This is a genomic window from Paenibacillus sp. JT22N7 (assembly GCF_059383875.1).
In genome coordinates, this window is sequence record NZ_JBXENY010000002.1 from 630008 (window position 1) to 649981 (window position 19974).

21 protein-coding genes are annotated in these 19974 nt (G+C 37.7%); all 21 read left to right on the forward strand.

The features are described 5' to 3' along the window. The first annotated feature begins 18 nt into the window (after positions 1-18). The 21 genes from AC50Y5_RS07435 to cls all read left to right on the forward strand — a co-directional run bounded on the left by AC50Y5_RS07435 (position 19) and on the right by cls (position 19895). Positions 19-1044, forward strand: a complete 1026-nt coding sequence (locus tag AC50Y5_RS07435) for a GHMP family kinase ATP-binding protein (RefSeq protein ID WP_494859508.1) — start codon at positions 19-21, stop codon at positions 1042-1044. Next, positions 1044-1634: a D-sedoheptulose-7-phosphate isomerase gene (locus tag AC50Y5_RS07440; protein WP_494859510.1), complete on the forward strand. Its 591-nt coding sequence runs from the start codon at positions 1044-1046 to the stop codon at positions 1632-1634. Before AC50Y5_RS07435 ends, AC50Y5_RS07440 begins: the two co-directional genes overlap by 1 nt. Further along, positions 1615-2331, forward strand: coding sequence for a nucleotidyltransferase family protein (locus AC50Y5_RS07445; RefSeq protein WP_494859514.1), 717 nt, complete (start codon positions 1615-1617; stop codon positions 2329-2331). Before AC50Y5_RS07440 ends, AC50Y5_RS07445 begins: the two co-directional genes overlap by 20 nt. After that, entirely contained in the window at positions 2324-2869 is a 546-nt protein-coding gene (locus AC50Y5_RS07450) for a D-glycero-alpha-D-manno-heptose-1,7-bisphosphate 7-phosphatase (protein WP_494859517.1), read from the forward strand. The genes AC50Y5_RS07445 and AC50Y5_RS07450 overlap by 8 nt, the downstream gene beginning before the upstream one ends. Positions 2870-2913: 44 nt before the next feature. Continuing rightward, the gene (locus AC50Y5_RS07455; protein WP_494859519.1) at positions 2914-4551 is read left to right on the forward strand and encodes an acyltransferase family protein; all 1638 of its coding nucleotides are present in this window, start codon (positions 2914-2916) and stop codon (positions 4549-4551) included. Between the two features lie 42 nt (positions 4552-4593). Further along, positions 4594-6807, forward strand: coding sequence for a hypothetical protein (locus AC50Y5_RS07460; protein ID WP_494859522.1), 2214 nt, complete (start codon positions 4594-4596; stop codon positions 6805-6807). Between the two features lie 84 nt (positions 6808-6891). Continuing rightward, a complete protein-coding gene (locus AC50Y5_RS07465; RefSeq protein WP_494859526.1) occupies positions 6892-7818 on the forward strand; it encodes a glycosyltransferase family 2 protein in 927 nt (308 codons plus the stop codon). Positions 7819-7827: 9 nt separating this feature from the next. Continuing rightward, a complete protein-coding gene (locus tag AC50Y5_RS07470) occupies positions 7828-8493 on the forward strand; it encodes an LbetaH domain-containing protein (RefSeq protein WP_494859530.1) in 666 nt (221 codons plus the stop codon). Next, positions 8477-9418: a hypothetical protein gene (locus AC50Y5_RS07475; RefSeq protein ID WP_494859532.1), complete on the forward strand. Its 942-nt coding sequence runs from the start codon at positions 8477-8479 to the stop codon at positions 9416-9418. The genes AC50Y5_RS07470 and AC50Y5_RS07475 overlap by 17 nt, the downstream gene beginning before the upstream one ends. Before the next feature lie 32 nt (positions 9419-9450). Continuing rightward, a complete protein-coding gene (locus AC50Y5_RS07480; protein ID WP_494859534.1) occupies positions 9451-10164 on the forward strand; it encodes a WbqC family protein in 714 nt (237 codons plus the stop codon). Next, positions 10148-10507, forward strand: a complete 360-nt coding sequence (locus tag AC50Y5_RS07485; protein WP_494859536.1) for an EamA family transporter — start codon at positions 10148-10150, stop codon at positions 10505-10507. Before AC50Y5_RS07480 ends, AC50Y5_RS07485 begins: the two co-directional genes overlap by 17 nt. Next, positions 10504-10833, forward strand: a complete 330-nt coding sequence (locus AC50Y5_RS07490; protein WP_494859538.1) for an EamA family transporter — start codon at positions 10504-10506, stop codon at positions 10831-10833. The genes AC50Y5_RS07485 and AC50Y5_RS07490 overlap by 4 nt, the downstream gene beginning before the upstream one ends. Beyond that, positions 10830-11363: an acyltransferase gene (locus AC50Y5_RS07495; protein WP_494859540.1), complete on the forward strand. Its 534-nt coding sequence runs from the start codon at positions 10830-10832 to the stop codon at positions 11361-11363. The genes AC50Y5_RS07490 and AC50Y5_RS07495 overlap by 4 nt, the downstream gene beginning before the upstream one ends. Next, positions 11350-12477, forward strand: coding sequence for a dTDP-4-amino-4,6-dideoxygalactose transaminase (rffA, locus tag AC50Y5_RS07500; RefSeq protein WP_494859541.1), 1128 nt, complete (start codon positions 11350-11352; stop codon positions 12475-12477). The genes AC50Y5_RS07495 and rffA overlap by 14 nt, the downstream gene beginning before the upstream one ends. A 24-nt stretch (positions 12478-12501) precedes the next feature. After that, positions 12502-13245, forward strand: a complete 744-nt coding sequence (locus tag AC50Y5_RS07505; protein WP_494859543.1) for a sugar phosphate nucleotidyltransferase — start codon at positions 12502-12504, stop codon at positions 13243-13245. A gap of 14 nt (positions 13246-13259) precedes the next feature. Next, the gene (gene rfbC, locus AC50Y5_RS07510) at positions 13260-13817 is read left to right on the forward strand and encodes a dTDP-4-dehydrorhamnose 3,5-epimerase (RefSeq protein ID WP_494859545.1); all 558 of its coding nucleotides are present in this window, start codon (positions 13260-13262) and stop codon (positions 13815-13817) included. 9 nt (positions 13818-13826) lie between these two features. Then, positions 13827-14849, forward strand: coding sequence for a dTDP-glucose 4,6-dehydratase (gene rfbB, locus AC50Y5_RS07515; protein ID WP_494859547.1), 1023 nt, complete (start codon positions 13827-13829; stop codon positions 14847-14849). Then, on the forward strand, positions 14846-15703 hold the full coding sequence (gene rfbD / locus AC50Y5_RS07520) for a dTDP-4-dehydrorhamnose reductase (RefSeq protein WP_494859549.1): 858 nt from the start codon (positions 14846-14848) through the stop codon (positions 15701-15703). Before rfbB ends, rfbD begins: the two co-directional genes overlap by 4 nt. A 170-nt stretch (positions 15704-15873) precedes the next feature. Further along, positions 15874-17280: an undecaprenyl-phosphate glucose phosphotransferase gene (locus AC50Y5_RS07525; protein WP_494859551.1), complete on the forward strand. Its 1407-nt coding sequence runs from the start codon at positions 15874-15876 to the stop codon at positions 17278-17280. Beyond that, on the forward strand, positions 17270-18250 hold the full coding sequence (locus tag AC50Y5_RS07530; protein WP_494859553.1) for a glycosyltransferase family 2 protein: 981 nt from the start codon (positions 17270-17272) through the stop codon (positions 18248-18250). Before AC50Y5_RS07525 ends, AC50Y5_RS07530 begins: the two co-directional genes overlap by 11 nt. Positions 18251-18449: 199 nt before the next feature. Next, complete coding sequence (gene cls / locus AC50Y5_RS07535; protein ID WP_494859555.1) at positions 18450-19895, forward strand: cardiolipin synthase; 1446 nt, start codon at positions 18450-18452, stop codon at positions 19893-19895. Positions 19896-19974: the final 79 nt, after the last annotated feature.

The following is a 19974-nucleotide window of genomic DNA, read 5'->3' on the forward strand; positions in this document are numbered from 1 at the left end:
ACGGAAGGATGTTAAACAATGATTTTTAGATCTAAGGCACCCTTAAGATTAGGCTTGGCTGGAGGGGGCACAGATGTATCTCCTTATTGTGATGAATTCGGGGGCTACGTTCTTAATGCTACGGTAGATATGTATGCTTACTGCACAATTGAAGTTACAGAGGATAATAAAGTTTCGTTCAATGCATCAGACAGAGAAGAATATGTACAATACGATGCCGTACAAGTATTGGAATATGACGGACTATTGGATTTGCATAAAGGTGTCTATAATAGAATCGTTAAGGAATTCAATCATCTTGAACCGTTATCTTTTAAAATGACAACTTATTCTGATGCACCTGCAGGATCAGGATTAGGCTCTTCCTCTACATTGGTTGTAGCTATTCTTCAAGCTTATTCGGAATGGCTAAATCTTCCTTTGGGGGAATATGATATTGCGCAGCTAGCGTATCAAATTGAACGAAATGATGTGGGTTTAAGTGGCGGAAAGCAGGATCAATATGCAGCTGCATTTGGTGGGTTTAACTTTATTGAATTTTATAAAGATGATCGTGTCATCGTGAATCCTCTCCGTATTAAAAGTTGGATCGTTAATGAGTTGGAAAGTTCCATAGTGTTATATTATTTAGGGGCTTCGAGGGAGTCAGCAAAAATTATAGATGAACAAGTGAAAAATACGCAAAATAAAAATGAAAAATCAATTGGTGCTATGCATGAACTTAAGGCAGATGCCCTTACGATGAAAGAGAATATTTTAAAAGGTAATCTTAAAGATTTCTCGGTTAATCTCAACAAGTCTTGGAATGCAAAGAAGAGGATGGCTGCTTCTATTTCCAATGATTTGATTGACCAAATATATGATGTTGCGATGGAAGCAGGAGCATATGCCGGTAAGGTCTCTGGAGCCGGAGGTGGTGGGTTTATGATGTTTATGGTAGACCCGGCTAGAAGAAGGCAATTGATAGCTAAATTGCAGGAGCAACAAGGGAAAGTCATTAATTTTCATTTCACTGAAAAAGGTACAGAAAGCTGGAGGGCATAATGATGCAAAAATATATTAATGATCAAATTGAAAATTCTTATTTGGTTAAAAAGGCGATTTTAGAGAGTAAAGAACTTACTGAATTAATTAAACAGGTTGCTGAAGTAACTACACAAGTTTATCAAAAAGGAAATAAAACTTTATTGGCGGGAAATGGGGGAAGCGCTGCCGATGCTCAGCACATTGCAGGGGAATTTGTAAGCCGTTTTTATTTTGATCGTCCGGGCCTGCCTTCCATAGCTCTAACGACGGATACTTCCATTTTAACTGCAGTAGGCAACGATTACGGCTACGAGGAGTTATTTGCTCGACAAATTCAGGCAAACGGTGTGGAGGGGGATTTATTCATAGGTATTTCCACCTCAGGCAACTCTAAAAACATTATTAAGGCGCTCAAAGAATGCAAGAAAAAGGGTATTATTACGGTAGGCTTTACCGGCAATCATGGTGGGGAGATGGCCGAACTGTGCGATTATAGTATTCAGGTTCCTTCTGATGAGACCCCACGCATTCAGGAATCACATATTTTAATCGGTCATATTATTTGTGCCGTTGTAGAAGAAACTATATTTGGCAAAGGATTTAATTAATATGGAAGCCATTATTTTGGCTGGTGGTTTTGGCACAAGGTTGAAGCAAGTTGTCGCTGATGTGCCAAAACCAATGGCACTTATCAATGGAAAACCATTCTTAACTTATGTATTAAATACTCTTCAGCAGCAAGGGGTAAAGAGAGTAATTTTATCAACGGGATACAAACATCAGCTTATTGAAGAATATTACGGCAACAGCTTTGCAAATACACTGGAGCTCTTATATTCAGTGGAAGAAGCTCCTCTTGGAACAGGAGGGGCTATTCTGAAAGCTGTGGAGTTTATAAAAGGTGATGACTTTTTAGTACTAAATGGTGATACCTTATTCAATGTCGATGTGAATCAATTAATGTTTACTCATCAAAAACATAATGCGGATATTACAATTTCATTGAAAGAAATGCATCATTTTGACCGATATGGGACTGTAACGTTAGTAGAAAATGATGTGGTTGGATTTGAAGAAAAGCGAAAAACAGATCGGGGTTATATTAATGGAGGCGTTTATGCTCTTTCTCGCGATACCTTTAATAAATATGATCTTCCTGTAAGTTTTTCTTTTGAAACTGATTTTATTCAACGTTATTTTAATGAACTGACTATTAAAGCTGTCCCATTCGACAACTACTTTATAGATATTGGTATCCCAGAGGATTACTATCGGGCACAAAGCGAGTTGGGAAATCATGAATAAGGCCTTGTTTTTGGACCGTGATGGTGTCATTAATATTGAGAAAAACTACGTTCATAAAATTGAAGATTTTGAATTTGTAGAGGGCATATTTGAAGTAATGAGGTATGCGCAGCAAAAAAAATACTTCTTGATCATAATTACGAATCAAGCCGGAATTGGGAGAGGCTACTATACAGAAGATGATTTTGAGGTTCTTAATCGTTGGATGCTGGATCAATTCGAGAAACAAGGAATATCGGTAAACAAGGTGTATTATTGTCCCTTCCATCCCGAGCATGGAGTAGGATCGTATAAACAGGATTCCTTCAATAGAAAACCGAATCCAGGGATGATATTGGAGGCGGAGGAAGAGTTTGGTTTGGACTTATCTTCCTGCCTATTGCTGGGAGATAAAGAAAGCGATATTGAAGCCGGTATTCGTGCTGGAGTAAAGCTTAATATTTTATTGCATGATTCGGCCCCTGTCTATGAAACGAAGGCGAATCAAACGATTGAGAAAGTAATTGATATGATCACTTTATTAGATGATGAAAAGTAATTTGATGATGAGTAGGCCTTTAAATCAATAAGCAGGGAGTAGCTATGAATACAACTACTGAACTTGAACTGGAGAAAAAGCCTAGAACCTTGAATGATTTATTAAAGGGAAGGGAAAATTATTTTGATTTAATCCGACTAGTGGCGGCTATATTGGTTATTTTTTCTCATGCCTATCCGCTATCGGGGAGTGGAAATGAAGAACCTTTATATCGTATTTCTAATGGTCAAATTACCTTAGGCAATTTGGCTGTGTATGTTTTCTTTATTATTAGCGGTTTATTAATTACTCAAAGTTATTTGTATTCCAATAATCTTATTACCTTTTTAAAAGCAAGACTATTAAGGATTTTTCCAGGTTTAATAGGGGTGTTATTTTTCTCAGCCTTATTGTTAGGCCCTATCGTGACTTCGTTATCATTTCGTGAATATTTTATGGACCACGGAGTTATTCAATATTTAAAAGCTGTGTTTTTGTTCCCTATGCAGTGGAACTTGCCAGGAGTGTTTGAAATAAATGCATATAAAGGCTCCGTAAATGGATCGTTATGGACGATTCCCTTTGAGTTTTTATGTTATCTCGTTATAGGCGCTTTAGGATTCTTAGGGCTTTTAAAGCATCGTTATTTAATGCTGTTACTGACGAGTGCTTTATTTTATTATTATGTATTTAGTGATACGATTGCCCCAGCAGGCGGCGGGCATTTGTTTGGATTAGAAGTTAAAACGCTATCTGAACTTCTTCTTTTTTTTATGATAGGAAGTATTGCCTGTTTATTTAAAAACGTTATATACATAAAAAAAGAATTTGCGATGATAGGAGTAGCTTTATTATTCCTCTCACTCTACTATGGGGGCTTTAAGCCCATTTTTGTAATTGTGGGAGCCTATCTCATTCTTTATGCAGCCTTTCTACCTCAGACTAAACTTGGCGTCATTACTAAATATGGGGACTTCTCTTATGGCATCTATTTATATGCCTTTCCTATTCAACAAACTGTAACGCATTTTTTTGGAGGCAAGACAAGTGAGTGGGTAAATTTTTTAATCGCCTTCCCTTTAACGTATTTGTTGGCTATAGCCTCTTGGTTTATTATTGAGAAAAATTTTCTGAAACTTAAGAAGGTAAAGCTTATTGGTGAGAAAAATTTAGATCGACTGCTCCCTAATTTCATAATAAGAGTGTGGGAAATATTACAGACAGTAATTAACTACTTATTGAATATGAACTGGTTAAAGTATTCAGTTTATCTTATTATAATTGTTATATTGTTTTTGAACTTTAATGCAAAACCAAGTGTTATTGAATTTCCCTATTTAAAAAGCGAGAGTGTTTTTAAAGATGGATGGCTACCACAAAATAATAATGAAAATTACCGTTGGATTGCTCAAAAGGCAAATATCGAGTTGGATGTCCCTAGTAATGCCAAACTACTTATTAATGGTTTCGTGCCAGAGGAATTCAAGGAAATTAGTAAAGTAAGCATATACTTAAATAATGCTAAGATCAATGATACGGATATTAAACCTGGCGAAGGGTTCTTTTTAAATATCCCGGTGCAATCATCGAGTAATACAAATTTGGTTACTATAGAATTTAATGCTGTGCATATACCATCGGAGACAAATGAAGATCAGCGTCAAATGAGTGCTTTGATTAGTAAGATACAGGTTTTGAGCTGATAAGTATAAAGATCTTATTATTCAGAAAATTGGGGAGAAGTTATGAAAGAATTGGATACAAACAAAAAAAAGTATATTTTATTTTGTTTAGTAGGAGCCGCTATCTGTTCTGTATTATTTCAATACGCAGCTTTGAAAAATATATTGGTTAAAGTGTACGCTTGGCAGCTTGAACAACCGGAAACAATGAATGGAATAGGAGAAATTATTTTAATTGCATTCTTATTCACTTTAGCGATTTTATTAACTAAAAGCAATAAGTCTGTATATATAATTACCATATTAAGCGGGATTTTTTTGTATCTTCATGGTGTTTTAATAGCAGCTTTATTGAGTGTTATTTACTTTGAAACAATTATATCTATTGGTAGAGCCACTCTAAAAATTGTTTTAAGAAATAAGAAAACTAATAATAAAAATGAATATCTTGCATTTTTTTTGATAGGATTGTTGATTTGGGGTACCGTGAGTATAATATGCTCTTTATTAGGATTTGGTAGTTTTAATGATTTAAGAATAGTTACAGTAATATTATTGTTGATGAGTTTCATTAACGGTTTTAACCTACCTTTTAGTGCTTATGCCTTTATAAAATTCAAAAGCTTAACAACATCTGAAAAAATTCCTGCTACATTTGTGCTTTTATTAATACTTATACAATTTGCAAAGTCAAATACATTATTAGTATATGAATTTGACTCCATATGGTATGGGTTGAGACCTGAAGCAGTATTGGTGGGAGAAAATTCCTTTTACGATAACTTGGGTTTAGTTAGTTATGTTCATTTATATCCCAAATTTTTGGAATTCTTTTTAATTCCGATTAGTAATTTGGGGAGCTACAGCTATATTATTTCAGGAAATGTAATGTTTCTTCTGCTTTTACTCTATACTGTTTTTTTATTTTTTAGAGAATTGTCTAATACTAAATTTATTTCATTTTTTTATGTTTGTCTAATAGGATGTATCCCTATGGTTTCCAATATGGCATCGACTTCAAAGACAGATATTTTTTCTACCTTCTTAATAGTGTTGGGTTTATATTATATGTGGAAATGGTTTTTCTATTTGAGAAATCCTTCTAATGAGTCAGAAAGCATTTATTTTTGGTACGCTATTATCGCTTTTGTTTTATCTTTAGGCGGTAAGCCAACCAGCATGCTGTATGTTCCATTTATTATTGTAGGAGCAGTTATATATGGGTTTATGAATAGGAAGGAATTTAAACAGAAAATTAATTTAAAGATTAGTTGGCTTCCTCTGCTGTTGTTTAGTTTTTCAGTCTTCATATTTCTAGGAATATGTTATAGAACATATATCATTACAGGAGTTCCCATTTACCCTACATTCGGAAATGTATGGAGTTTACTTGGTTTTGACGTTAAATATCCTTTTATAATGAAAAACGTTGGAGAGGTCGCCTCATCTGATGCTTTTGGAATGATAAATATCTTTTCACGCTGGTATCATTTGTTGTTTGATCCGCAGCCATTTGGACATGTTATTATGTTATGGATGGGGAATTTTGGCTTAATATTAGTTGGTTTGTTTATTTTATTGAACCTACTAAGAGTTAAAGTGATTCAAAAAAACAACATTTTAATTCTTGTTCTACCTGTTTGTTTGGTTGGTGTTTATTATGCCACAGTTCTTCCAAACGGTGGAGACAGCAATTTTTACTTGGTTCCTTTAATTTTAGTATTAGTAAGCCTACTCAGTTACATATCTTTTCTAATGTTTGAGTATAAAAATCTCCTCATAATTTCTTTAATATTAGTTATCCCTTTTCAATCACTTATAATGTTTACGTCGCATCCTTCTTGGAGTTATGGCATGTCTCCTATAAATGCTACTATTCAAAAAAGCAATAACACAGTAGAAATGAAAAATAAGCTATTTGAATATAATGATTTAACGAAAATTGAACAAAGATTGAAAGAAGATGATGGCTTTCAAAAGTGTATTGGTTTGGGAGATGATTATTTATTAAATCAACTATCATGCAGAATGGAAACAGTAAATGCTTCGGCATCGGATTATTTGGGTAACTCCCAATTGTTTTCTGACTTGGATAATTTAAAGAAATTTTTATTATGGAGCAAAACCAAATACATTATTATGCCTCATACAATGCCAGAAGACGTTCAATCTGTGTACAATCTTTTTGATGAGTTAAGAAAAGTAGGGATACAAGATGGAAATGTCATTGAGGGAACCAAGTATGACTTAGTTATTCTGAATTATGGTATTAATTAAGAATGGGCAGTTGCCTTCGGTAGAATTAATTTTTATAGATATATCGTAACTGTAGAGAATTGTAGTTTAAGAAAGGTGACCTTAATGAAACCATATTTTTCAATTGTAATACCTGTATATCGCTCTGAAAAAACCTTGGTGAAATTGTATGAGAGCCTTAAGTCGGCACTTGAAGAGCTCGGTAAAAGTTTCGAAATCATATTAGTCGAAGACTGCGGTGGAGACAATTCATGGGGTGTGATTCAGAAGCTAAGCGAGCAAGATAACCGCGTCATTGGAATCAAATTCACTAAAAATTATGGGCAGCATGCAGCGATAATTTGTGGAATTGCAAAGGCAGAGGGAGAATGGATTATTACACTAGATGATGATTTAGAGCAAAGGCCAGAAGATATTCCTTTGCTTTATGAAGAAACCAAGAAAGGATACGATCTAGTCTATGGCATTTATAAAGAAAGGTCACATGCTAAATGGAGGAACATGACCTCGCAATTGGCAAGAAACTTATTTAATAAAGCCATTCCAAATTTGAATTATGAATATACATCTTTTAGAATGATGCATGCAAGAATTGGAAAGGCATTAATCCAATTTGAATCGCCCTTCCCCTTTGTAGATGGTTATTTAGCATGGGTTACAAATAATTATTCAACAGTATTTGTAGAACATGGAGTGAGGCAGCACGGAGGCAGTAACTACAGTGTATCCAAGCTAGTTAAGCATACGGTGAATATTTTTGTATCTTTTTCTGATATACCTTTGAAGTTTGCTTCATGGATAGGATTACTAGCATTTGCTTCAGGGTTCACCTGGTTATTAGTTATCCTATCCAGGAAAATATTTATTGGAATTCCAATTGCGGGTTATGCATCAATCATAGCTGGAGTAGTATTATTTGGAGGAATTCAGTTATTAGTACTTGGAATTTTCGGAGAGTACTTAAGCAGAATTAATTTTAAAACGACTAAAAAACCACTATATATTATTTCAAAATCTACTGAAAATGAGTAGGAGCTGCTAATGAAGATCATAATTATCGGTGGTAAAGGTACGGCTGTTAATATTGCAGATCAAATAATGGATGCTCAAATTAAGCATGGAGAAAAGACGGAGTTTCTGGGCTTCTCTATAGATGATGTTTCGTTAGGAGCATCTATAAATGGATATCCTATTCTTTGTTCCACTGCTAATCTCCAAAATCAATTTGGAAAGTATTCTGATGTAAAGTATATATACTCTCTTTACAAACCTGAAAAAATGATGGAGAGGGCTAAACTTCTTGATAGCTACGAAATACCAATCAGCAAATTTTACACGTTTATACATCCAACATCATACGTCTCCAAAAATGTGGAGATTGGTGTTGGAAATGTAATTCTGTCTCATTGTTCAATTCAAACTAACGTGAGAATTGGTAATTATAATATTATTAACTCTAATGTGGTGGTTGAGCACGATACTCAAATGAAAAATAATAATTATATTGCTGCCTCTGTTTGTATCGGGTCAAATATTAAGATGGAGAATGGCATATTTGTTGGTTTAAACTCTTCCATTAGAGAGGATATTAAAATAAACGACTATGCATTTATTGGTATGGGCTCAAATGTACTAACGGATGTGCAGTTGAATAAAGTTGTATTTGGCAATCCAGCAAAGGAGTATAAGCATGATCCTAGAACCTAGAGCTTCTGCAATTATATATAATTTGTTGAGTGAAATTCCAGATCATAAAATTTTCTTACTACCTTCAAATGTGTGTCCAATCGTTCCGATCACTTTTTTTAAAGCAAATAAAAGAATTGAATTTATAGATATATGTAATGAAACATTATGCATGGATGAAGAAGTGGCTCTACAGAAGCTTAAATTAAACTCAGAGCAATACGCTGGTGTTTTTTTTGTTCGGACATTTGGAGTGAATAACTCATTTGAGGATTTTTTCAAAAGTATAAAGGAAATAAGCGAAGATTTTATGATTATTGATGATAAATGTCTTGCTGTGCCGAATCTACAGCATGTTAGGACTTATGCTGATGTAATTTTATACAGCACGGGATATTCTAAAATAGTCGATTTAGGTTTTGGAGGATTTGCACAAATCAATCGGGATGTTAAATACAAAAAACATACCCTTCAATATAATGAATTCATGCATGAAGAATTAGTCAAAGACTACAAGCAGAATCTAAAGGAACGTTCTTCTTATATATATAAAGATTCAGAATGGCTGGATAACTCTATTGTGAAAACATCATTTGAAGAATATTCTAGGCAAGTTGAGCGAGAATATAGGGATAGTATTAAGATGAAAAACAGAATAAATAAGATTTATGCTGATAATCTTCCAGATCGTATTAAGCTTGACCCTGAGTTCCAGCTTTGGAGATTTAACATTAAAGTTCCTAATAGGGATGAAATTATTAATATGCTTTTTGAAAATAATTTATTTGCCAGCACACATTACGCTTCTTTAAAGGGGATATTCACTGAAGGCTTTTCCCCTAAAGCAGAAAGTTTACATTCGAATATTATCAATTTGTTTAATGATAAAAATTTTAGTGAGGAAAAAGCATATCAAACAGTCACTATTATCAAAAATCTTATTTGATTGCAATGAAATTGACTATTGAGGAGAAGACTATGAATACGGTATCTGTAATACAGTCGAATTATATTCCGTGGAAGGGTTATTTTGATATAATCAACGATTCTGATATTTTTATCTTTCATGATGATTTACAATACACGAAAAATGATTGGAGAAATAGAAACAAAGTAAAGACGAATTCAGGTCTGAAATGGCTTACTGTACCCGTAGGTTCAAGAGAAGACAGGCTCATAAATGAGGTAGAGCTGCCACCATCAAACTGGGCAGCAAAGCATTGGAATGAAATTAAAATGACTTATTCTAAAGCTCCATATTTCCATCAATATAAAGATTTTTTTGAGCATATTTATCTTGAGCGTGAATGGAGCAGATTATCAGAATTTAATCAATATGTAATAGAACATATATCAAAAGAGTTTTTAGGAATTAAAGCAACCTTTGTTGATTCAAGTGAATTTAATATAAAGAGTAAAAAGCTAGACAAACTGATAAGCCTGCTCCAAGAAGTAAAAACAGAACAATATATCTCAGGACCCGCGGCTAAAGCCTATATTGAAGAGGAAAGATTCCGCGAGGCCGGTATAAATTTAATCTATAAAGACTATTCGAACTATCCGGAATATTCACAATTTCATCCTCCATTCGAGCATTTTGTTACTATTCTTGATGTTTTGTTTCATACGGGCCCTGATTCAGCATATTTTATCTGGGGATGGAGAAATAATAAAGATGCGATGGAGTATTAATTATATCTTTTTATTATTGAGTGTAATTTTTCAATCCGTTTCTTCTGTTTTATCTAAATTTGCAGCTACTGATTTACAAAAAGATAGTTTCTTTTTAGTGATGCTTAATGGTTATTACCTGGCTGCAATTGTATGCCTGTTTTTGCAGGCAATCTTTTGGCAAATAACGTTGAGAAAGATAGATCTTTCGGTAGCCTATCCTCTAACCTCGTTGAATAATGTCTTTATACTTATATTCAGTTATTTTATTTTTAATGAAGCAGTTACTCTTAATAATATTTTGGGAGTGTTAATAATAATGATAGGCATAGTAATTCAGAACATAAAGAGTGAGACTAAATGATAGTGTTCGTAATTGTTATACTTGTTTTAATTAATAGTTTTGCACAGATTTTTTTGAAACTCGGGGCTTTGAATATAAATGAAAAGAAGTCCATTTTAAAGTTTAATATTCAAACGTTAATAGGCTACAGTTTGTTTTTCTTATCTACAATTGTGGTTGTTTATCTTTTGAAACATATAAGCTTTAAAAGTCTTACCATTATTATATCTTTGAATTATGTGAGTACTTTAATACTTTCTAATGTGATTTTGAAAGAAAGATACACAAAACAAACGGTATTGTCGACAGTATTTATTATCATAGGGGTGATTGTTTTTAACTTATGAAAATGAAACAGTTTTTATTTAGTTTGTATTCTTATGTTTTTAACTTGTTTTATATTTTTCTTGAAATATTCCCTCCATTTATGAGGCAAGTTATCTTTAAAGTAGCTTTTAAAAAGTACGGAAAAAATAATAATCTTGATTATAAAACCTATTATAGATATCCGTCAAAAATTACTATTGGAAATAACGTTTGGATTAATAGAGGTTGTCAACTTTACGGCTCCTATCAAATAAAGGAAGCAGAAATTATACTAGGTGACAATATCGCATTAGGGCCCAATGTAGTTGTGTTTTCAGCTTCTCATGACTACCGATATTTAAATCTTCCAGATACAGCAGGTTCAGTAATTATAGAGAACAATGTATGGGTTGGAGGAAATACAACGATATTGCCTGGAGTAGTTTTAGGAGAAGGGTGTGTTATTGGAGCAGGCTCTATTGTCACAAAAAGCATTCCTCCCTATTCCATTGCAATAGGTACCCCAGCGGTAGTGATTAAAAGGAGAGAAATCATCGATGATTCTATTTAATGTTCCTGCAGTGACAGGTACTGAGCAGGCCAATATTCAGAAAGCTATTGTAGGTGGAAAGCTTTCAGGAGATGGCGAGTTCACGAAGTTAAGCAACAGATGGATGGAGAAAACATTTGATACGCCTAAAGCTTTGTTAACAACTTCTTGCACACATGCTTTAGAAATGGCAGCCATATTGGCTGACATAAAGGAAGGCGATGAGGTCATCATGTCTTCCTATACATTTGTTTCTACGGCAAACGCTTTTGTATTGAGAGGGGCTAAAATTGTATTTGTAGATATTCGCCCCGATACAATGAATATAGATGAGACTTTGATTGAAGCTGCTATTACAGCCAGAACTAAAGCTATTGTTCCTGTGCATTATGCAGGTGTTGCTTGTGAAATGGATACAATTATGGGATTGGCCGAGAAGTACAATCTAGTGGTTATTGAAGATGCGGCTCAAGGTGTTATGAGTAAGTATAAGGGGCGGTATTTAGGTACTATTGGTCATATGGGCTGCTACAGTTTTCATGAAACCAAAAACTACAATTGTGGTGAGGGAGGAGCCCTATTAGTCAATAAAGAGCAATACATAGAAAGAGCGGAAATTATCCGTGAAAAAGGTACAGACCGTTCAAGATTTTTCCGAGGGCAAGTTGATAAATACACTTGGGTGGATATTGGCTCATCTTATTTGCCAAGTGAAATAAATGCCGCATTTTTGTATGCTCAACTTGAAAAAGCTGAAGAAATAAATGATAATCGTCTTGCAAGCTGGAACCACTATTACAATGGATTGTTGGAGCTTGAAACTAGGGGTGACATCCACTTACCCTACATTCCTGAGGAATGCGAACATAATGCTCATATGTTCTTTTTAAAGTGCAAATCGATTGAAGAAAGAACTAAATTGACTCAATATTTGAAAGAGTTGGAGATACAATCTGTATTTCATTATATTCCGTTGCATTCTTCGCAAGCAGGGGAGCAATATGCTACATTTTGGGGAGAAGATATTCATACAACTTTGGAAAGCGAGAAGTTGCTTAGGCTGCCAATGTATTATAAATTGTCATCAAGTGATATTGCTAGAGTAGTAGAAAGCATAAATAGATTTTACATGTAAATAAAAATAGGGGCGTGTATGCAGATGAAAGGTATTATTTTGGCAGGTGGAACTGGTTCCAGACTGTATCCTTTAACCAAAGTTACAAACAAACATTTACTTCCGGTAGGGAAATACCCAATGATCTTTCATTCCATTCATAAATTAAAAGAAGCAGGAATTAAAGACATCTTGATTGTAACCGGCAAAGACCATATGGGCGATGTTGTTAATTTGCTTGGAAGTGGCAGCGATATGGGGGCAAGTTTTACTTATAAAGTTCAGGATGAAGCGGGAGGTATTGCTCAGGCGCTCGGATTAGCTGAAAACTTTGTTAACGGTGATCAGATGGTCGTTATTCTTGGAGATAATGTATTTGAAGACAGCATTGCTGATTTTGTGAAAGATTTTAATCAGCAAGATAAGGGAGCTAAAATCCTCATTCAAGAGGTTCACGATCCTCAGCGTTATGGTGTTCCTGAACTTCAAGGAGATAAAATTGTTTCTATTGAGGAAAAACCGCAGGAACCTAAGAGTAAATACGCTGTTACGGGAATATATATGTATGACAGCAGAGTCTTTGAAATTATTAAAACGCTGAAGCCATCTGGTCGCGGCGAATTAGAAATTACGGATGTCAACAATGCGTATATTGAAGCAAATGAGTTGTCTTATGATGTTTTACATGGTTGGTGGACCGATGCAGGAACACATGCTTCGTTGACAAAAGCAAATGCAATGGCTAATGAACTAACATTTGGTGTGGAATTTGGGAAACTTAAACTTTAAAGAGCAGGTGACGTATGAAAGTAATGGATACGAAGCTGCAAGGTGTAAGGCTTCTTGAACCTGCAGTTTATGGAGATAATCGCGGTTTTTTTACTGAAAGCTATAACGAAAAAACGGCTCAGGAAAATGGCATTCACATTAAGTTTATTCAAGATAACCATTCTCTTTCTGTAGAAGCTGGTGTACTCCGTGGTCTCCATTATCAATTAAGTCCGAAAGCTCAGACCAAGCTGGTTCGGGTTACTGCTGGTGCGATTTATGATGTTGTCGTTGATATTCGCAAGAATTCTCCTACCTTTGGTAAGTGGCAGGGCTTTATTCTTTCCGCAGCTAATAAAAGACAACTGCTTGTACCTCAGGGATTCGCACATGGGTTTTGTACGATTGTTGCAAATAGTGAGGTACAATATAAAGTTGACGAACTTTATTCACCTGAGAATGACCGGGGAATTGCTTGGAATGACCCTGCACTTGCTATTGATTGGCCGACTTCTAAGCCAATACTTTCGGATAAAGATAGTAAGCACCCTGTGCTTACCGATGCAGATATTAATTTTGATTACGAAGGGTGAGTTACTAAAATGAAAATATTAGTAACCGGCGGCGCCGGTTTTATAGGTAGCAACTTTGTTTTATATATGATTAATCAATACCCTGAATATAAAATTATTAATGTTGATGCACTTACTTATGCGGGGAATTTAGAAAACTTGCGTTCAATTGAGGCACACTCAAATTATACCTTCCTTAAGATTGATATTACTGATCGGGAGGCACTTGAACCGTTATTTGCAGAAGGAATAGATGCAGTAATTAATTTTGCTGCTGAGTCGCATGTGGATCGCAGCATTTTGCATCCTGAAATTTTTGTGCAAACGAATATTATGGGGACTCAAACTCTTCTAGATCTTTCGAAAAAATACAGCATCAATAAATTTTTGCAGGTGTCTACAGATGAAGTATATGGAACGCTTGGCGATACTGGATTATTTACCGAAGAAACGCAGCTTGCTCCAAACAGCCCTTACTCCGCAAGTAAGGCTGGGGCGGATTTGCTTGTAAGAGCTTATCATGAAACCTTTGGCTTACCTGTTAATATCACTCGTTGTTCTAATAATTATGGCCCCTATCAATTTCCAGAAAAACTCATTCCGCTCATGATTCAGAATGCCCTTCAGGATAAGCCTCTTCCTGTATATGGCGATGGTTTGAATGTAAGGGACTGGTTATATGTAGAAGATCATTGCAGCGCAATTGATCTGGTTTTACACAAAGGGCGCAATGGTGAGGTATACAATGTTGGAGGAAGTAATGAGCGCGATAACCTTCATGTGGTTAAAACCATCCTAGCGGAGCTAGGGAAACCGGAATCACTTATTACGTATGTAAAAGATCGTTTAGGTCATGATCGCAGGTATGCCATTGATGCTGATAAAATACGTAACGAGCTCGGATGGAAGCCGAAATTTGCATATGAGAGCGGAATCAAAGAAACGATTCAATGGTACTTAAACAATAAAGAGTGGATGAATCAGGTTATATCCGGTTCCTACCAGCAATATTACGATACTCAGTATAAGGAGCGCTTGGAGGAGAACGCATGAAGCAGTCTAAGCTGAAAATTATCGTGACTGGTGCTAACGGTCAGTTGGGACGTGAAATAACGGAATGGCAGACAGAGCAGGCGGAGATTATCGGCCTTGGGCGTGATACCCTTGATATTACAAATTTAATTCAATGTCGGGAAGTGCTCAAACAGCATTTGCCCGATGTTGTTATTCATTGTGCAGCCTATACAGCAGTAGACAAAGCCGAGTCCGAACCGGACGAGGCTTTTCGTGTGAATATGGTTGGGACGCGTAATATAGTTATCGCAGCAAGGGAAGTGGGTTCAAAGCTTTGTTACATCAGCACTGATTATGTTTTTGATGGAACCTCTTCAGTGCCTTATAACGAATATGATCAGACAAACTCTAAAACGATTTATGGCAAATCCAAATTAGGTGGGGAACAGGCTGTTCAATCCCTGCATAATCGTTTTTTTATTGTACGCACGTCTTGGGTATATGGCAGACATGGCAATAATTTTGTGAAGACCATGCTTAAGTTAGGTAAAGAGAAAGATAATTTGAAAGTAGTAGCTGACCAGATTGGTTCTCCAACATATACGTATGATTTAGCGGAGTTCTTATTGGAACTTGTTCAAAGCGATTTTTATGGCATTTATCATGCTTCAAATACAGGAATATGCTCGTGGTTTGAGTTTGCACAAGCTATTTTTGAAGAGAGTGGCTATAAATTGAATTTAGAACCATGTACGACGAATGAATTTCCAAGGCCTGCCCCTCGTCCAGCATATTCCGTAATGGATCACTGTGGGATAAGAAGTACGGGATTCAAACTGTTGCGTCCATGGAAAGAAGCACTTCAGCATTTTCTTGAAAATGTTGATGTTTAACTTTTATCGAAATGAAACTGCTGTATCACTATATATTATTTAATAAAACAAATTTCAATTAATTATTGGTTCATTCCCCGCTCACTGGAAGCGGGGTTTTATCTTCTCCTAGATTTTGTTACAATGCTAGTAGAGTCGAAATTTGATAGAATGTAGGTGAGTGCGCTGTAATGATCCGACAGAATCAAAGGATTTTAACGCAATTATATATGTTGGCGGATCTTCTGTGTACGCTAATCGTTTTCTTAGCAGCGTATTGGCTTAAGTTTTACAGTGAGTTGCTTGATTATGTTCAATCCATTCCGTTTTCTACTTATTTGCTTTGGGGAACCGTTTATTCTTTCTCAGCTGTTGTTGTGGGCTTCTATTTGCAGTTTTATTCACCCAAACGCCGCAAAAACTTTTCCTATGAAGTATTGAAAATTATTCAAATTCAGACGATTAGCTTTCTTGGTTTGCTGAGCTTGTTTTATTTTACAGGCGAAGTACATATTTCCCGGGAGTTTCTTGTTATTTTCTTTGTAATGAATATTATTGCGGTATCGTTATATAGGTATGTAATTAAGTCAATGCTGTTCTCCTTCCGTCGCCGCGGGTATAACAAGCGTTATGTGCTTATTGTTGGTGCAGGCTCAGTGGGGCGAAGCTTTTACGAGAAATTGATTAGGCGTCCGGAACTCGGTTATGAAGCAGTCGGCTTCCTTGATGATTACCAGGAGGAGCATGCGGAAGAGTTTCAGACCATGAAGCCGATTATCGGCTGCCTGGATGATCTTGAGGCGAAGCTGAACGAGCTAACGATTGACGAGGTCATTATAGCGCTTCCGTTAGAAGCGCATAAGAAATACGCGCAAATTATTGAGACATGCGAAAAGACAGGCGTGAAGACGCTAATTATACCGGACTTTTTCGATTTGCTGCCGGCTAGGCCGTTCTTTGATAATTTTGCGGGTATTCCGCTTATTAATGTGCGGGATGTGCCGCTGGATGAGCTCAGCAATCGCGTGCTGAAACGTGGCTTTGATATTATTTTTTCCTTAATCGCAATTATCTTAACGTCCCCCATTATGCTAGCTACGGTAGTCGGGATCAAGCTCACTTCCCCTGGTCCTGTGTTGTTTAAGCAGGAACGGATGGGGCTTGATCGCAAAAACTTTTTTATGTATAAATTCCGCTCGATGCGCGTATCGACTGGTGAGGTTTCCAACACGCAGTGGACGGTGGAAAATGATCCGCGGCGTACGAAATTTGGCAGCTTTCTGCGCCGCACGAGTCTTGACGAGCTTCCGCAGTTTTTCAATGTGCTGTTCGGGCATATGAGCGTCGTCGGTCCGCGGCCTGAGCGTCCGTATTTCGTCAGCCAGTTCAAGGAAGAAATTCCGAAGTATATGATCAAGCACCAGATTCGCCCTGGTATAACCGGTTGGGCACAGACGAACGGGCTGCGTGGCGATACATCGATTGAGGAACGCATCGTCCATGATATTTTTTATATCGAGAACTGGACGTTTATATTGGATTTGAAAATTATCGTAATGACGATTGTGAGAGGGTTTGTCAATAAAAATGCTTACTGACCGCAGTACGGATGTGAAAGTATCAGTTATCATACCAACGTTAAATGCGGGGGCGGGATTGGCTGAGCAGGTGGAGCGGCTGAAAAAACAGACTCTGCGTCCCTACGAAATTATTATAATGGATTCTTCTTCAGAGGACGGTACGGTCGAACGGGCGCGAAAGCTGGGAACGCGGTTGATGTCCGTGCAGCGCAGCGAATTTGACCATGGGGGAACACGAAATGCGGCGGCGGCTCAAGCTAAAGGCGATTTTTTCGTATTTATGACGCAGGACGCCCTTCCTTATGATGATTATTTGCTTGAAAAGCTGATCCAGCCGCTGCTGGCAGACGAGAGAACGGCCTGCTCTTATGCGAGACAAATCCCTTATCCAAATGCTGGCATACTGGAACGGCTTGCGCGGGAATCAAACTATCCGCTAGAACCACGTTTGAAATCTAAAGCGGATATTGACCAAATGGGCATTCAGACGTTCATTTGCTCAAATGTGTGCGCGGCGTACCGGAGGGAAACCTTTTATGAGATGGGCAGCTTTGACGCACCGGTTATCTTCAATGAGGATATGTTTATGGCGGCTACTTGTGTGATGAATGGCTATAATATTGCTTATGCTGCTGAAGCTGGTGTGTATCACTCCCATGAATATACGGTACTGCAGCAGTTCAGGCGTTTCTTTGATAATGGGGTGTCCATGTGCCGAAATGAATGGATTATCCCGTACAGCAAGGTGGGAAAACCCGGTTTCAAGCTGGTAAAAACCCAGCTCAAATGCTTGCTGAAAGAACGGCGTTATCACTTGATTCCTGTACTGGTTGCGGAATCGGCTGCGAAGCTCATTGGCTACAAGCTCGGCATTAAGCATAAGCGGCTCCCATTATTTTTATGCCGGCATTTCAGTATGCATAAGCTGATATGGGACCGGATGCACAGAGTCAATGAAACTTCGGCAACGATGAAGCGCACTGGTTAGCACGGGACGAAAATGAACCGCACAGCCTAGCATGTCACCTGGTTTATCAAATCAGGCTGGCATGCTTTTTTTATCTTCAATATGATTTGCCTTCCGTTTAACTTAAAAAAAATGAACGCATAAGGAAACCTTGAACCGCCGACACTAAAACAGCAAGCGCACGAACGCAGGTTATGTGGGGGATGCAAGGGGGACTACTATGTCCGTTTGGTTGATTACAATTGCCCTAGCCATCGTTCTAGGGCTTTATTTACTGCAATTTGTATTTATCTTCACAATGGAATATCGTAGGCCTGCACGCCTAGCTGCCTGGATGACGATTACGATGCTGCTGCCGATTTTAGGGATTGTGCTTTACTTGCTGCTTGCACGGCCGGTGAATCGCCAAAGCAGCCATACACATAAACGGCTGGCTCAAGAGAAGCTTCTCCAAGCCGGGGAGCTGACGCAAAATGCGCAAAGCTTTGCTGATTTGAAGGCAAGACAGGAGCTTGATGGGCAAGAACAGCTATTCCGGCTGTTGACGGCTTCGAAAGGCCACTGTATTACGCTGCGCAATAAGGTCGATGTGCTCCAAAATGGACACGATACCTACGAGGCGATCTTGGCGGCGATTAGCCGGGCAGAAAGCTATATTCATCTTGATTATTATACGATACGGGATGATGGAATCGGGCAGCGCTTCAAGCAAGCTTTAATCGAGCGGGCAAGGGCGGGGGTAAAAGTTCGCGTGCTGTATGACGGCATCGGCAGCATGAATCTAAGCCAGGCCTATATTCACGAGCTTAATACGGCTGGCATTCAGACAAGCTGTTTTTTGCCGCCGCGCCATGCCTGGTACGAGCGGAGGCTGAACAACCGCAATCACAGTAAAATCGCAGTTATAGATGGCACTATCGGCTTCGTTGGAGGTATTAATATAGGCGATGAGTATTTGGGAGGAAATCCGAAGCTTGGTTTTTGGCGGGATACCCATGTGCAGTTGGAGGGAGATGCGGTTTATTTTTTGCAGCAGCTTTTCAGAAGCGATTGGGCTTTTGCTGCACATGAGGAGCTGGACGATGAACGTTATATGCCCAAGCATTATTGCGACGGCCGAAATCCGGTACTCATTACGCCAGGAGGCCCTGATCAAATCGGAGAGCCGATATTGGAGTCAGTCGTCGCTTCGGTAATGGCTGCGAAAGAATGCATATGCTTGTCAACGCCTTATTTTATACCCGACCCGGGCTTGCTGATGGCACTTCGGGTAGCTGCGCTGAGCGGCGTCGATGTACGAATCATTATTCCGGGCAAAGGGGATTCACAGCTTGTATTGTGGGCTACGCTGTCTTATGTAGAGCCGCTGCTTAAGGCGGGAATTAAAGTGTTTCGTTATCAAAAAGGCTTTATACACGCCAAGGTGCTCATTATTGATCGCATGCTGGCGTCAGTAGGAACGGCGAATATGGATATGCGCAGCTTCTACAACAATTATGAGCAAAATGCGCTTTTATTTGATGCGGGATCTATTTCGCAGCTGAAACGGGATTTTCGGCAGGATGAGCGGGATAGCGAGGAGTTGAGCTTGAACCGTTTTTCAGAGCGGCCAGTCCTTCAGAAAATGGCGGAAGCTGCTGCGCATCTGCTGTCTCCATTATTATAAGCGGGAACTTGGACGGCAGGAATGAATGAACAAGTGTCCGATCGGGCATATTTTGCAAGTAGGCAAGGAGCTGTTTAAA